Origin of the sequence: Cellulomonas sp. HD19AZ1 (assembly GCF_004535805.1) — a bacterium.
GTDB lineage: Bacteria > Actinomycetota > Actinomycetes > Actinomycetales > Cellulomonadaceae > Cellulomonas > Cellulomonas iranensis.
The window spans coordinates 223,560-238,750 of sequence record NZ_SPHX01000004.1 but is presented as its reverse complement, the minus strand read 5'-3'; the positions used below and the strand labels follow the sequence as shown (position 1 = coordinate 238,750).

The following is a 15,191-nucleotide window of genomic DNA, read 5'->3' as shown; positions in this document are numbered from 1 at the left end:
AGGTGCCGACCGTTCTCGACGGGCGTCAGGCGCCCGGCCGTCGTCGTCGATCCGGCCGCGCCCCAGCGCCGAGGGGACGAGGCGGTCGACTCGGCCTGCGCGCAGCGGGTGCGGTCGCGCCCGCGCCGGTCGTCGACGGCAACGTACATCGACGTGACAACCGTATGTACGACTCGCGTCTTCGCAGGTCAGCGGCGTGCGACGGCGTCCACGAGCGCGCGGTACAGGCGTCCCACGTCGTGACCGGCCGCCCCGGCGGCCTGCGGGAGGAGCGACGTCTCGGTCATGCCGGGCGCGACGTTGACCTCGAGGAACCACGGGACGCCGGCCGCGTCGACCACCAGGTCGGTCCGTGACACGTCGCGCAGCCCGAGGGCGCGGTGCGCCCGCACGGCGACCTCCGCGACGTCCGCCGCCGTGGCGGCGTCGAGTCTGGCGGGAGCGAAGTACTCGGTGCGCCCCGGGCTGTAACGCGCGTCGTAGTCGTAGGGACCGTCCGTGACGACCTCCACGGCGGGCAGCGCGAACGGCCCGTCGCCCGTGTCGAGGACGCTCACGGCGACCTCGGTGCCCGTGACGGCCCGTTCGACGAGCGCCGTGTCCGTGTAGGAGAAGCACTCGACCATGGCCCCCGGCAGGGCGTCGCGCGTCGTCACCAGCGTGACGCCGAGCGCCGACCCGCCGCGGGAGGGCTTCACCACGAGCGGCAGCCCGAGCTGCCCGACCACGAGGTCGAGCACCTGCGCCGCGCCGAGCTCGCGGAACAGCGACTGGGGGAGCGTGACGTGCTCGGGCGTCGCCACCCCCGCGCGTGCGAGCACGGTCTTCGCGACGGGCTTGCTCCATGCGACGCGGCTCGCGCGCGCGTCGGACCCGAGCACGCGCAGACCGAGCATCCGGACGACGTCACGCACCGAGCCGTCCTCGCCGCCGGCGCCGTGCAGCAACGGCCACACCACGTCGGGGCGGAGCTGCGAGAGCGCCGGGACGAGGTCGGGGTCGACGTCGTGCACCGTGACCTCGAGGCCGGTGGAGCGCAGCGCCTCGGCGACGCGCCGGCCCGAGCGCAGCGACACGTCGCGCTCGTGCGACAGCCCGCCCGCGAGGACGGCGACCGTGGGCGCGTCGGCGTCAGGGGGCGTCCGCCCCTCCGTGGCGGCCACGTCAGACGACGTCCGGCCCGGGAGACTGCACCGCGTCGCGCGGCACGGTCCCGGACGCCCCGAACAGCTCGACGAGGTCCCGCTCGGCCGTGACGACCCCGGCGAGCCGACGCACGCCCTCGCGGATCCGCTCGGGCGTCGGGTAGCAGAACGACAGGCGCATGTGGTCCGCGCCGCGACCGTCGAAGAAGAACGCCGTGCCCGGCACGTACGCCACCAGCGCCGTGACCGCGCGCGGCAGCATCTCGCGGGCGTCGAGCCCCTCGGGGAGCCGCACCCACGTGTAGAAGCCGCCCTCGGGCACGGTCCAGGACGCCGTGGGCATGAGGTCCGCCAGGGCGCCGACCATCGCGTCGCGCCGCTCGCGGTACATCTCGCGGTAGTCCTTGATCTGCGACCGCCAGTCGCACGTCGACAGGTAGGTCGACACCGTGAGCTGCGACGCGTTGGACGGGGAGAGGATCGCCGACTCGCTGGCGAGCACGAGCTTCTCGCGCACGGCGTGCGGCGCGACCACCCACCCGACCCGGTACCCGGGGGCGAAGGTCTTGGAGAACGACCCGAGGTACAGCACGCCCTCGTCGTCCAGCGACCGCAGTGCCGGGCGCGGCTCGCCCTCGAACCCGAGCAGGCCGTACGGGTCGTCCTCGACCACCAGGACGCCGTGGCGACGCGCGATCTCGAGGACCCGAGGGCGTCGCTCGGTGGACATCGAGACACCGGCCGGGTTGTGGAAGTTCGGCACCGTGTAGAGCAGCTTGACGCGTCGTCCGGCCGCGGCGAGCGCCGTGAGCGTCTCGTCGAGCGCCGCGGGCACCAGGCCGTGCTCGTCGATCGGCACGTGCACGACGTCCGCCTGGTAGGCGCGGAAGACGCCGAGCGCGCCGACGTACGACGGGGCCTCCGCGACCACGACGTCGCCGGGGTCGACGAACACGCGGGTCACGAGGTCGAGCGCCTGCTGGGACCCGGTCGTGACGACCACGTCGTCGGGGTGCGCCTCGACGGCCTGCAGACGCATGACCTCGAGGATCTGCTCGCGCAGCGTCTCGTCGCCCTGGCCGGAGCCGTACTGCAGCGCGACGAGGCCGCGCTCGGCCACGACGCGCGCCGCGATGTCGCTGAGCTGGTCCAGCGGCAGACGCGCGAGGTAGGGCATGCCGCCGGCGAGCGAGACGACCTCGGGGCGGTTGGCGACGGAGAACAGCGCGCGGATCTCGGAGGCCCGCATGCCGCCCGTGCGCTCGGCGTACGCGCCGAGCCAGGGGTCGAGACGGGTGCCGGCGGCGGCCGCGGACGTGGGGTGGCCCGACGTCCTGCGGTCGGGCTGGGGCACGGTGGTCATCGACCGAGTGTGGCACGCCGGCCCGGAGGTCCCGGGCACCCGTCCGGCGGGCGACCCGGTCCCTCCGCGTCGTCAGGCCTCGGCGGCGGTCTCGAGCAGCTCCTCGAACGACTGCTTGAGCGTCGCCTTCGGCTTGGCGCCGATCACCGCGTGGCTGAGCTCGCCGCCCGCGAAGAACGCGATGTACGGGATCGACTGGATCTTGTAGTCGTCACGCAGCCCGGGGTTCTCGTCGGTGTCGACCTTGACGACCTTGACGCGGCCCGCGTACTCGTCCGCCAGCTCGTCGAGCACGGGGGACACCATGCGGCACGGGCCGCACCACGTCGCCCAGAAGTCGACGACGACGGGCAGGTCGCTGCGCAGCACCTCCTGCTCGAAGGTGAGGTCGGTGACGTCGGTCGTGCTCATCGCGCGACCTCGTCCTCGGGCACGAGCGCCGAGCCCGGCACCATCGGGTCCGCGACGGGCGTCAGGCCGGCGAGGTAGTGCTGCGCGTCGAGCGCGGCGGCGCAGCCCGAGCCCGCGGCCGTGATGGCCTGCCGGTACGTGTGGTCGACGACGTCGCCGCACGCGAACACGCCCGTGAGGTTGGTGCGCGTCGACCGGCCCTCGACCTGCACGTAGCCGTTCTCGTCGAGCTCGACCTGGCCGAGCAGCAGGTCCGTGCGCGGCACGTGGCCGATCGCGACGAACAGGCCTCCGGCGCCGACCTCGCGCTCCTCGCCGGTCACGGTGTCGCGCAGCGTCACGCCGGTGACCTTCTCCTCGCCGTGGATCGCGGCGACCTCGGAGTTCCACGCGAACGAGATCTTCGGGTCCGCGAACGCGCGGTCGGCCATGATCTTCGACGCCCGCAGCTCGTCGCGGCGGTGCACCATCGTCACGCTCTTGCCGAAGCGGGTGAGGAACGTCGCCTCCTCGACCGCGGAGTCGCCGCCGCCGACGACCAGGATGTCCTGGTCGCGGAAGAAGAAGCCGTCGCACGTCGCGCACCACGACACGCCGCGGCCGGACAGCCGCTTCTCGTCGGGCAGCCCCAGCTCGCGGTACGCGGAGCCGGTCGCGAGGATCACCGCGCGGGCCCGGAACACGTCGCCGCTGCCGGTCGTGACGACCTTGACGTCACCCGTGAGGTCGAGCGACGTCGCGTCGTCCCACAGCACCTCGGCGCCGAACTTCTCGGCCTGCTTCTGCATCGAGTCCATGAGCTCGGGGCCCTGGATCCCGTCGGGGAAGCCGGGGAAGTTCTCGACCTCGGTGGTGTTCATGAGGGCGCCGCCCGCGGTCACGGAGCCGGCGACGACGACGGGCGACAGGCCCGCGCGCGCGGCGTAGATCGCGGCGGTGTACCCGGCCGGGCCGGACCCCACGATGACGAGGTCGCGCACGTCGGAGGTGGGCTGGGCGGCGGGTTCGGTCACGGGGTGCCTCGCTGTGTCGGTCGGCGTCGCGGGCGGGCGACGGGGCCGCTGGGCGGCCCTGATGACGGCTCGTGCAACCGATCGTAGGGCGCGGTTGTTCCCGTCGCGCCGCGTGTCCGCACCGGGGGCGGCCCGGGCGCGGACCCGGTCAGGAGACGGTGATCTCGGTGATCTCGAGCCGGAACTGCCCGGCCGCGTTGGTGGGCAGCTCGGTGAACCACAGCACGAGCGAGCCCGTGCGGACCGGTTCGGCGAACGTCAGGTCGGTGGTGGGGCCGAGCGTCCCGGACGCGAGGACGTCGCCCTGCGTCGGGGCGTCCCCGGTGGTCGACCGGACCTCCACGCCGCCGCCGGTGCCGTTCACGGCGAGGGTCACGCCGCTGACGGTGGTCTCCTCGGCGAGGCGGACCTCGATGCCGATGCCCTCCTTCAGACCGCCGAAGTCGGGGCGGTTGTACGTGTAGGAGAACCAGAACGTCGACGGGTCGCCGTCGATCGCGCGCTCGGTGTTCTCGACGCGCTCGCCCTCGGGGTTGGTCGGGTCGAGCGTGCGGATGCCGGCGATCGCGGGCGGCGGACCGGCCGGGGGTTCCTCCGCGGGCGGCTCCTCGGGAGCCGCGGCCCCGCCGTCGGACGGGTCGCCACCGGGGGTGGGCGTCGCCTCGGTCTGCGTCCCCGTGCCGGCCTCGCCGCGGTCCGGCTGGACGAACAGCGCGCGTGCGGCGACGACGAGCCCGACGAGGACGGCCACGCCGACGACCACGAGCACGAGCGCGGTCGGGTCGAACCGGCGTCGCGGCGCCTCGTCCTCCTCGACGAACGCGAACGGGTCCTCGGTGAAGCCGAGGCCACCGTCCCAGCCCGGTTCCTGCGCGGGGGCCGCGGGGGCCTGGTGCACGGGCGGGAGGGACGCGGGGAGCGTCGGCGTCGCGGCGGCGGCCGCGGTGGGCTGCGCGGACGTGCGCGCCGGGGGGATCGCGCTCGACCGCGTCGGCGCCGCCGGCGGGGGCGTGCCGGGGCGCGAGACGCCCTGCGGGAGCTCGTCGAAGGCCGAGCGCACGGACTGCCGTGCCACGCGCACCGGTTCGGCGGGCACCTCGGGCGCGGTGGCCGCGGCCGCCGCGGCGACGGCGCCGCCCGCGCCCGCGTCGTCGCGGTCGTCGACCGACCGCCCGATGCGGATCTCGCCCCACGGCTCGAGCTCGTGCACCAGGTCGCCCGGCGAGTGCGGGCCGTCCTCGTGCGGGCCGAGGGTCACCGAGCACAGCGTGTCGAGGTCGTTGGGCACGCCCGCCTCGAGCTCGGCGGGCGGCACGACCGTCCCGTCGAGGACGGGTGCGGCCGGGACGCGCGGCGACACGGCGTCGTCGTCGGCCGCCGGCCACCGACCGGTCAGGCCCGTGTACAGCAGGCGCACCAGGTCGACGGCGTCGCGCCGGCTGGTCTCGCGCGCGTCGGTCGGCGCGACGCCCAGCAGCGCGGCGTCGATCGCGAGCCCCGAGACCACGACGCGTCCGTCGGAGGACACGTGGACGACGGACGGGCGCAGCGCGAGGTGGTGCACACCGCGACGCCGCGCGACCTCGAGCGCGGCGGCGGCCTCGCCGACGACGGCACGGGCCTGGTCCGGGGTGAGCGCGCCGCGCTCCACGAGCTGCGCGAGCGACGCCCCGGTGATCTGCTCGGACACGACGTAGCCGACGCCCTCGTGGGTGCCGACGTCGAGGACGCGCACGAGGCGCGCGTCGGTCACGAGCGCGGCGCGGCGCGCGGCGTCGAGAGCGGGCGTGACCGCGCCCGAGCGCAGGACGCGGACACGGACGGGTCGGTCGAGGATCTGGTCGGTGGCCTGCCACACGGACACGCCCTCGAGGTCCGACGGCAGCGGGTCGACCACCCGGTAGCGCCCCGCGAGCACCGTGCCCGGCCCGACCTGCTCCGTCACCGTGCCACCTCCGAGACGTACGTCGGCGGGACGCGCGGCCGCGCGTCCCGTGAGCATGCTAGACGGCCTGCCGTCAGCGCCGCCCCCGCAGGCGCCGGACGAGCGGCCCCACGAGCTGGTCCAGCTCGCGCACGCGCAGCAGCTTCAGCCCGCCGACGTACACCAGCACCATCACCGTCCCGACGACCGCGCACTGCAGCAGGGCGCCGACGACGCCGCCCGGGCCGACGACCTGCACGACGAGCAGCACGGCGACGCCCACCGCGGCCGCCGCGACCGTCGCGAGACCGGCGCGGGCGTGCGTGCGCAGCACGTGGGCGCCGTCGACGTCACCCCCGAGCCGTCGGCGCAGGGCCCGCATCGCCATGAGCGTCCCGAGCAGGTACGACGCACTCATCGACAGGCCCGCGCCGGCCACCCACGCGCTGTGGGGGAGCACCGCCTGCCCGAGCAGCGTCCCGGCGACGACGACGCCCGCCATCGCGGCCTGGACGGGGACCATGCCCTTGGCGTCCTCGTACGCGTAGTAGACGCGCTGGCACATCGACCAGGCGCCGAACGCCGGCAGCCCGACGGCCATCGCGACGACGACGCCCGCGACGGCGCTCACGGCCGCCTCGGAGGACGAGACGAGGATGAGCCGCACGACGGGCCGCGCGAGGACCGTCAGCCCGGCACCCGCGATCAGGGTGAACAGCCCGACGACGCGCAGACCCGTCGAGAGGTCCGCGCGCACGCCTGCGACGTCGCCGTCGTGCGCGCGTGCCGACAGCCGCGTGAACAGGGCGGTCGCGAGTGACACCGTGACAAGCGAGTGCGGCAGCATGAAGAGCATGAAGGCGTAGTCGTAGGCCGCGTTGCCGGCGATGTCGGACGTCGCGACGCAGGCCGCGCCGGGGGCCGCCGATGCCACGCGCGAGACCACGACGTAGCCGAGCTGGCCGATGGCCAGGCCGATGAACGTCCAGGTCGCGACCTTGCCGGCTCGTCCCAGACCCGAGCCCCGCAGCCCCCAGCGCCACCGGTAGCCGACGCCGGCGCGACGCAGGGCCGGCACGAGGACCAGCGCCTGCGCGACGACGCCGAGCGTCGCCGAGCCGGCGAACACCGCGATCTGCGGGGTGCCCCAGGTGACGTCTGCCGACGCCCCGCCGAACACCGCCATGAAGACGCCGAACCCGGCGATCGACACGAGGTTGTTCACGACCGGCGCCCACATGTACGGCCCGAACGACCCTCGTGCGTTGAGCACCTGGCCCAGCAGGGCGTAGACGCCGTAGAAGAAGAGCTGGGGGATGCACCAGTAGGCGAAGGTCGTCGCGAGCGCGAGCTGCGTGGTGCTGCACGGGTCGGCGTACAGCCGCACCAGCAGCGGGGCGGCCAGCGTGAGGACCACCGACACGCCCGCCAGCAGCGCGAAGCCGAACGACAGCAGGCGGTCGACGTACTCCTGCCCGCCGTCGCGCTTGTAGGCGCGGACGACCTGCGGCACGAGCACGGCGTTGAGAACGCCACCCGCGAGCAGCATGTACAGCACGTTGGGGAGCTTGTTGGCGACCGAGAACGCGTCGGCCGCCTGGCCCGTGGCACCGATCGCGGCCGCGAGCACCATGGCGCGCAGGAACCCCAGCAGGCGGGACACGGCGGTCCCGCTCGCCATCAGCGCCGCCCCGCGCCGGAGGCCGCCCTGAGGCGCCTCGTCCGGGACGTCCCCCGGGTCGCCCGGCGTCGCGGGGTCGCGGGGCGGGGGCGTCGCGGTCACTGGTCCTCCTCCGGGGCGCCGCCCAGCACCGGCAGCGGGCGCGTGCCCTCCTCGCCCTCGACGCGGTGCGCGCCGCGCCGCGCGCTCTGGCCGCGGCGGACGGTCCGCACGACGCCCAGCACGAGCCCGACCGCGAGCAGCGCGCCGACGACGAGCGTGCCGACCGACTCGATGGTCGGCGACGCACGCACCACGAACGTCACGGGTGCGGCCAGGGCGGTGCCGTCGGCGCCGGTGAGCACGGCCTCGACCACGACCTCGCAGTTGGCGATCGCGTGCACGGCGACGGGCACGACCTCGTCGCTGCCCGCCGGGACGACCACGACGTCGCTCGGGTCGACGTCGAGGCACGCCTTGCGCGGCGTGACCTGCACGCGGACCGACGCCGCGGCGGGCAGCTCGTTGCGGACCGAGAACCGGACCTCGCTGTCGGCGCTGATGAGGTTCTGCGTGCTCGTGGGGGCGAGCGTGAGACCGGTGCGCCGGGCGTCCACGTCCGCCATGACCGCGTCGACGAGCCGGGCGCGTGCGTCGGGGTCGGCGCGCCACGCGGTCGAGAGCGGTGCGAGCACCTCGGCGTCGACGCCGCGCAGGACCGTCGCGGGGTCGTCGGTGACGCCGGCGAACGCGACGGTCGCGGACCGCGCGTCGGCCAGCCGCGTGACCTGCTCGGGCGCGAGCGCCGCGGGGACGTCGGTCTGCGCCGGGAGCGTGTCGCGCGGCGCGGCCGCGTCGGTGGCGCCCAGCAGCGCGGTCAGGGGCGCCGAGCGCGACCACGGCGCACCCTGGACCGCGGTCAGCGCGGCGTCGACCAGCGCGACGTCGGGCGTCGCCGTGCGGGGCAGCGCGACGAGCACGTGCTGCGGCCCGTCGGTCGACGCGCGCGCGAGCACCGCGAGCTCGGCGAGGACGCGCTGCACGACGGTCGCGCGGGTCGCCGCCGGGTCGAGCGACGTCGGGTCGACCAGCAGCGTCGTGAGCGTCGCGTCGGGCACGAGCCCGGTGACGGTGCCGTCGTCGGTGGGCAGCACCGTGCGCGCGCCGGCGGCGTCGACGTCGGTCGTGAGGTCGCCCGGGGCGAGCACGAGCGTCGACGCCCCGGCCGCCGCGGCGAGGTCGACGGTCGCGCGGTCGGTGGTCGGGCCGGGTGCCCACAGCACGTCGGTGCGCGCGGCGAACGGGCTGCCGTCGGTGACGTCCGTCGCGGCCGCGCGCGCGGACGCGTCCACCGCCGCCGTCAGCAGGTCGGGCTGGTCGGCGTGCGCGAGCGCGACGAGGTCGGGGTCCGACCACGGCAGCGCGACGACGTCGCGGCCGCTGCTCGCGGCCACGAGCGCGTCGGCCCACGTCGCGACGGGGCCGGACTCGGCACGCGCGGCGGTGAGCAGCGCCGGGTCGACCGCGAGCGCGACGTCGGGGTGGCGGCGCGTGAGGTCGAGCACGGCCGCGAGCCTGCCGCCGCCGCGCACGAGCTCGTCGAGGGCGGGCTCCGGCGCCGTCACGTCGACGCCGGCGGGCACGGGCGCCGGGCCGACCACGGGTGCGAGCACCGACAGCCGCGCCTGGGCGACGTCACCCTCGGTCGCCCAGAGCGCGAACGTGCGCTGCAGGCCGAGCCGTGCGCTGCGCCCGCCGGTCGCCTCGACCGCGAGCCCGCGCGGCCCCCACGTGTCGGGGCGGTCCAGCAGCCCGACGCCGTCCGCGGGCACCCGCGCCTCGACGTCCGCCGACGCGCCGGGGGCGAGCGGCTCCTCGAGGGCGACCGTCGCGACGACCGTGCCGACGCGGGCGCGGGCGTCGGCCGTGCCGGGCTCGAGCCACGTCGCGAGGTCGGCCCGCGACCCCGGGCGGATGCGTTCGAGGCGCACACGCGCACGGAGGTTCGCGATCTCCTCGTCGGTCGTGTTGGTCAGGCGCGCCTGCACGACCAGGTCGTCGCCGGGGCGCAGCACGTTCGGCGTGACCTGCGTGATCTGCACGCGGACCGGGTCGAGGTCCGCGGCGGGGGTGCTCGCGCCCCGGCTCGTCGTCGGCGAGGGAGCCGGGGTCGCCGACGCCGCGGCCGGGGTCACGAGCGCGAGCAGCACCAGGAGCGTGGCGAGCAGCGTGGGCACGGCTCGGCGGGCAGCGCTCATCCGTCGGTGAGGACGCTGAGGGCCATGCCTGCCAGGCGTCGCTCGTTCGGGTAGGCGAGCCGGCCGGACAGGTCGACCACGCGCACCCACTCGACGTCCTCGGCCTCCCCGTCGGGGTCGTTCTCGACCGTGAGGTCGCCGTGCAGCGCGCCGAGCAGGAAGTGGTGCACGACCTTGTGCACGCGGTGCTCGTCGCCCGAGAACCAGTAGTCGATGACGCCGAGGCGGCGCAGCACGCGCCCGGTGATGCCCGTCTCCTCGGCGATCTCGCGGACGGCGGCCTCCTCGGGCGTCTCGTCGCCCTCGAGGTGCCCCTTGGGCAGGCACCACTCGAGGCGCCCGGCGCGGTTGCGCCGTGCGATCACCGCCGCGGCGTAGTGCTCGCCCTGCCGGGTGACGACGAGCCCGCCGGCGGACGTCTCGTCGACCACGGGCAGCGTCGCGGGCGCCTGACGGGGCGTGGTGCGCGCGGGGTCGATGCGCAGCGCGTGCCCGCCGGGCGGGGCCGGCACACGCCCGGGGCGGGGCGGGTGGGCGGCGGTGGACATGCCGACACTGTAACGACTCGGCATCACCGCACCACGCACGGTCACGACGTGCGGTCACGTGGAGATCACGTGAGAGTCATCGGCACGTCATGCGCAGCACACCCGCGGACGTGCCACGCGTGACCTCTGGCAGGCTTGTCCGGTGCCCGACGCCCCCGACCAGCCCGACGCCGCCGCCGTGCAGCAGCTGCGCCGCCGTGCCCTGGAGTCCCTCGCCACGATGGCGCCCGACGCGCTCGACCTGGGGACGCGGTTCCGCGCGGCCGGGTACGAGCTCGCGCTCGTGGGCGGCCCCGTGCGCGACGCGTTCCTCGGCCGGCCCAGCCACGACCTCGACCTGACCACGTCCGCGACGCCGGACGAGGCGGAGCCGCTGCTCGCGGCGTGGGGCGACGCGCACTGGGACATCGGGCGCGAGTTCGGCACGATCGGCGCGCGCCGGTTCGCCGGCCGGCACGGCGCGGGGTCGCAGGACGTCGTCGTCGAGGTCACGACGTACCGGACCGACGCGTACGACCCGACGTCGCGCAAGCCGCTCGTCGCGTTCGGCGACACCCTCGAGGGCGACCTGTCGCGGCGCGACTTCACGGTCAACGCGATGGCCGTGCGCGTGCCCGACCTGCAGTTCGTCGACCCGTTCGACGGCCTGGGTGACCTCGCGCGGCGCGTGCTCCGCACGCCCATCGACCCGCGCCGGTCGTTCGACGACGACCCGTTGCGCATGATGCGCGCGGCGCGGTTCGTCGCGCAGCTCGGGTTCCGGCTCGACGACGACGCGCGCGCGGCGATCGTCGACATGGCGTCCCGCATCTCGATCGTGTCCGCCGAGCGCGTGCGCGACGAGCTGACGAAGCTGCTGCTCGCGCCGCACCCGCGCGCGGGCCTCGAGGTGCTCGTCGACACGGGCCTGGCGGACCACGTGCTGCCCGAGCTCCCGGCGCTGCGCCTCGAGATCGACGAGCACCACCGCCACAAGGACGTGTACCAGCACTCGCTCATGGTGCTGGAGAAGGCGATCGCGCTCGAGACCGGGCCGGACGGCGCCGTGCCCGGCCCCGACCTCGTGCTGCGCCTCGCCGCGCTGCTGCACGACATCGGCAAGCCGCGCACGCGACGGTTCGAGGACGGCGGGGGTGTGAGCTTCCACCACCACGAGGTCGTCGGCGCCAAGATGGCCGCCAAGCGGCTCAAGGCCCTGCGCTTCGACAAGCAGACCGTGCAGGACGTCGCGCGGCTCACCGAGCTGCACCTGCGGTTCCACGGCTACGGCGACGGCGAGTGGACCGACTCCGCGGTGCGCCGCTACGTGACCGACGCGGGCCCGCTGCTCGAGCGGCTGCACCGGCTGACGCGCTCGGACTCGACGACCCGCAACCAGCGCAAGGCCGCGCGCCTCAAGGCCGCGTACGACTCGCTGGAGGACCGGATCGCGACGCTGCGGGAGGCCGAGGAGCTCGCGGCGATCCGCCCCGACCTCGACGGCACCCAGATCATGGACGTGCTCGGCATCCGCCCCGGCCGCGACGTCGGCGAGGCGTACCGCTACCTGCTGGACCAGCGCCTCGAGCACGGCCCGCTGGGGGAGGAGCGCGCGCGCGAGGTGCTGCTCGCGTGGTGGGAGCAGCGCTCGTCCTGAGCTCGGCGGCCGCGCGCCGGACGCGGCCCGCGGGTCACCGCGGGGGTCAGTCGACCCGCACCACCAGCACGCACACGTCGTCCTCCTGCCCGCCGTCGACCACGTCGGCGACGAGCGCGTCGCGGACCGTGGTCGCGTCGGCGTCCGGCGGCAGGGTCGCGAGGTGCGCCTCGAGCGCCTCGATGCCCTCGCGCAGCCCACGGTCGCGGCGCTCGACGAGCCCGTCGGAGTAGAGCACCACGACGGACCCGCGCGGCAGCTCGCGCGACGCCTCGGGCGCGGTGCGCGACTGCGGCGAGGGCAGGCCGACCGGGGTGCGTCGGCCACCGTCGAGCCGCTCGACCGTGCCGTCCGGCAGCCGCACGAGACCCGGCGGGTGCCCGGCCGAGGACCACGTGACGTGGGCGCCGTCGCGCGTGCGGCGCCACCGCAGCAGCACGCAGGTCGCGACGTCCCCGAGGTCGAGCGCGCCCACGAGGCCGTCGAGCCGGCGCAGCGCCGCACCGGGGCTGTCGCCGCGCCACACCGCGGTGCGCAGCAGCGTGCGCAGCTGCCCCATCGACGCCGCGGCCCGCAGGTCGTGGCCCACGACGTCGCCGACCGTGAGGCTCGTGCTGCCGTCGGGGAGCACGTACGCGTCGAACCAGTCGCCGCCGACCTCGGCCCGCCGCCCCGACGGCAGGTACGACGCCGCGACGTCGAGCCCGCCCACGTCGCCCAGCACGGGCAGCAGCGAGTGCTGCAGCGTGAGGGCCGCGTCGCGCTCGGCCAGGTAGAGCCGCACGTTCTCCAGCAGCACGCCTGCGCGGCGGCCCAGGTGCGCGGCGGTCACGACCGCCTCGCGGTCGAACCCGTCGACGTCCTCGTGCACGAGGCACAGCACGCCCAGCACGCGCCCGCGCCCCGTGACCGGCACGAGCATCGCGCTGCCCAGGCCCAGCTCGTGCAGCAGGCGCAGCTCGTCGGGCGTCGTGCGGCCGGGCAGCGAGGCGACGTCGACCGGCAGCGTCACGGGCACGTGCGTCGCGTCCGCCGCGAGCGTCTCCGCGACGCGCGGCGAGCGCAGCAGCCACGACGTGCCCTGCGAGCCCAGCGCGTGCGCCGCGGCCCGCCGGGCGGGGTCCGTCGCGACGACGTGCACGCGCTCGAACCGGCCGCCCTCCGACACCATCGCGACGAAGCCCCACGTCGCCATGCGCGGCACGACGGTGTCGGCGAGCGCGGCCACGGCCGCGTCGTAGTCGAGGTGCCGCGACAGCTCGTCGCCCACCGTCGCGAGCAGCTCGAGCCGGTCGGCGGTGCGGTGCATGAGCGTCAGCTCGAGCGTGCGCGCCGCGTCGCCGACCGTCTCGGCGGTGACGTCCACCTGCACGCCCACGCGGTACATCACGTGCCCGCCCGCGTCGCGCACGTGCGCGACCGCGAGCTGGTTCCAGAACTGCGACCCGTCCTTGCGCGCGTTGAGCAGCGTCTCGCGCAGGTCCTCGCCCGCGGCCAGCGCGGCGCGGACCCGGTCGACGGCCGCGGGGTCCGTGTCCGCCGACTGCAGGAACCGGCAGTTGCGACCCACGACCTCGTCCGCGGCGTACCCCGTGAGCTCTGTGAACGCCGTGTTGCACCACACGACCGGGTCGTCGGGCAGGTTCGGGTCGGACACGGTCATGGCGTGCGGGCCCGCCTCCAGCACGAGCCGCGCGAGCGCGCCGTCCAACGGCCAGCCGCCCGCCGCGGGGCGTGCGGCGCCGTCGAGCGTGCTGCCGTCGGTGCGGTCGTCGGTCGCGTCGGCGCCGGGCGTCTGCACGCTCACGTACGGACCGTCGCAGGCGCCGCCGGCACGTCCACGGGCTCGCGCGGGCCCGCCGCGAACACGAGCGCCCCCACCAGGTACACGCCCGCGATCACCGCGAACACGGCGCGCGACCAGCCGGTGTCGGGCAGCGCGACCGCGGCGAGCGCCGCCGCCCCGACGAACGCCGCGTTGTAGAGGACGTCGTACAGCGAGAACGCCCGCCCCCGGTACGCGTCGGCGGTGTCGCGCTGCACGATCGTGTCGACGGCGATCTTCGCGCCCTGCGCGGCCAGCCCCAGCGCCACGGCCGTCGCGAGCACCGCGGCACGCGCGACGGTCACGACGAGCACGAGCTGGCTGACGACGGCGAGCAGCATGCACGCGACGATCCACACGTGCGCGCCCACGCGGGGCACCAGCAGCGGCGTCAGCACGACCGCGAGGGCGAACCCGACGGCGCTCGCGGCCAGGACCGTGCCGAACGTGCGCAGGCCCGCGCCGGCGTCGGCCGGGTCGGACAGCAGGTTGCGCGAGATGAGGATGCTCGCGATGAAGACCGCGCCGTAGCAGAACCGGTGCAGCGCCATGACGCCGAGCGCGTACCCCGGGGTCCGGCGAGCGACCAGGTACCGCGCGCCCGCCACCAGGCCGTGCGCGAGGCTCGCGAGCGCCGCCTTCATCTCGGAGGTGTCAACGCGCTCGTCCGGCCCGAGCTGGTCGGGGCCGAGGCGCGCCGCCAGCGCCGACGCGCACGCCATCACCGCCGCCGCCACGAGCAGCGAGACCGCGTCCCGCAGGCGGCCGTCCGGCAGCAGCAGACCCAGCACGAAGCCCACGAGCGCCCCCACGCCCGCCGACGCCGCCCCCAGCGTCGGCGTCAGCGAGTTGGCGGTGAGCAGCAGGGGCCCGTCGACGACCTTCGGCAGCGACGCCGACAGCGCCGCGAGCAGGAACCGGTTCACCGACAGCGTCACGAGCGCGAGCACGTACACCAGCGGCCCCACGCCCTGCGTGAGCATGACCACCGCGATCGTCGCGGTCAGCGCGACCCGCACGAGGTTGCCGTACAGCAGCACCTGGCGGCGGCGCCACCGGTCCAGCAGCACGCCGGCCCACGGCCCCACGATCGTGAACGGCAGGAGGAGCACCGCGAACGCGGCGGCGACACCCGTGGCGGTCGACGCGTTCTCGGGCGAGAAGAAGAACAGCGTGGCCAGCCCGACCTGGAACATGCCGTCGGACGACTGGCTCACCAGCCGCACGGCGAACAGGCGCCGGAAGCCGGTCAGCGGCCACAGCGCCCGAAGGTCGGAGATCACCTGCACCGCCTCAGGCTACGTGCCGCCACCGACCGCGCCCGCCGGGCCGACGCACGTCACCCCCGACGTGCCGCACAACCTGGCGCGGACCTGCGTCGTTGTGGTGGCGACAGGATGGTCCGGGA

At 75.7% G+C, this 15,191-nt stretch carries 11 protein-coding genes; 1 reads left to right on the top strand and 10 read right to left on the bottom strand.

Features of this window, described 5'->3' with window-relative positions; genetic code table 11:
• Positions 1–188: 188 nt before the first annotated feature.
• From E4A51_RS09765 to E4A51_RS09730, 8 genes are all read right to left on the bottom strand, one after another.
• Positions 189–1,163 (bottom strand): D-alanine--D-alanine ligase, encoded by a 975-nt coding sequence (locus E4A51_RS09765; protein ID WP_134851618.1) that lies wholly within the window; start codon positions 1,161–1,163, stop codon positions 189–191.
• A gap of 1 nt (position 1,164) precedes the next feature.
• Complete coding sequence (locus E4A51_RS09760) at positions 1,165–2,508, bottom strand: PLP-dependent aminotransferase family protein (protein ID WP_134851617.1); 1,344 nt, start codon at positions 2,506–2,508, stop codon at positions 1,165–1,167.
• Between the two features lie 72 nt (positions 2,509–2,580).
• On the bottom strand, positions 2,581–2,919 hold the full coding sequence (gene trxA / locus E4A51_RS09755) for a thioredoxin (RefSeq protein ID WP_070319033.1): 339 nt from the start codon (positions 2,917–2,919) through the stop codon (positions 2,581–2,583).
• Positions 2,916–3,932: a thioredoxin-disulfide reductase gene (gene trxB, locus E4A51_RS09750; RefSeq protein ID WP_134851616.1), complete on the bottom strand. Its 1,017-nt coding sequence runs from the start codon at positions 3,930–3,932 to the stop codon at positions 2,916–2,918. The genes trxA and trxB overlap by 4 nt, the downstream gene beginning before the upstream one ends.
• A gap of 148 nt (positions 3,933–4,080) precedes the next feature.
• Positions 4,081–5,877, bottom strand: coding sequence for a protein kinase family protein (locus E4A51_RS09745; RefSeq protein ID WP_134851615.1), 1,797 nt, complete (start codon positions 5,875–5,877; stop codon positions 4,081–4,083).
• 73 nt (positions 5,878–5,950) lie between these two features.
• Positions 5,951–7,639, bottom strand: coding sequence for a murein biosynthesis integral membrane protein MurJ (gene murJ, locus E4A51_RS09740; RefSeq protein ID WP_370297493.1), 1,689 nt, complete (start codon positions 7,637–7,639; stop codon positions 5,951–5,953).
• Entirely contained in the window at positions 7,636–9,774 is a 2,139-nt protein-coding gene (locus tag E4A51_RS09735; RefSeq protein WP_134851614.1) for a DUF6049 family protein, read from the bottom strand. Before E4A51_RS09735 ends, murJ begins: the two co-directional genes overlap by 4 nt.
• Positions 9,771–10,322: an NUDIX hydrolase gene (locus E4A51_RS09730; RefSeq protein WP_082131543.1), complete on the bottom strand. Its 552-nt coding sequence runs from the start codon at positions 10,320–10,322 to the stop codon at positions 9,771–9,773. Before E4A51_RS09730 ends, E4A51_RS09735 begins: the two co-directional genes overlap by 4 nt.
• 142 nt (positions 10,323–10,464) lie before the next feature.
• On the opposite strand from E4A51_RS09730, the gene E4A51_RS09725 reads away from it, so the two are divergent.
• Positions 10,465–11,958 carry a CCA tRNA nucleotidyltransferase gene (locus E4A51_RS09725; RefSeq protein ID WP_134851613.1) on the top strand — a complete coding sequence of 498 codons (1,494 nt, stop codon included), beginning with the start codon at positions 10,465–10,467 and terminating at the stop codon, positions 11,956–11,958.
• A gap of 46 nt (positions 11,959–12,004) precedes the next feature.
• Here the strand turns inward: E4A51_RS09725 and E4A51_RS09720 are convergent, their stop codons facing one another.
• Both E4A51_RS09720 and E4A51_RS09715 read right to left on the bottom strand, forming a co-directional pair.
• Positions 12,005–13,765, bottom strand: a complete 1,761-nt coding sequence (locus E4A51_RS09720) for a SpoIIE family protein phosphatase (RefSeq protein WP_233421062.1) — start codon at positions 13,763–13,765, stop codon at positions 12,005–12,007.
• Positions 13,762–15,072, bottom strand: coding sequence for an MFS transporter (locus E4A51_RS09715; RefSeq protein ID WP_070319028.1), 1,311 nt, complete (start codon positions 15,070–15,072; stop codon positions 13,762–13,764). Before E4A51_RS09715 ends, E4A51_RS09720 begins: the two co-directional genes overlap by 4 nt.
• Positions 15,073–15,191: the final 119 nt, after the last annotated feature.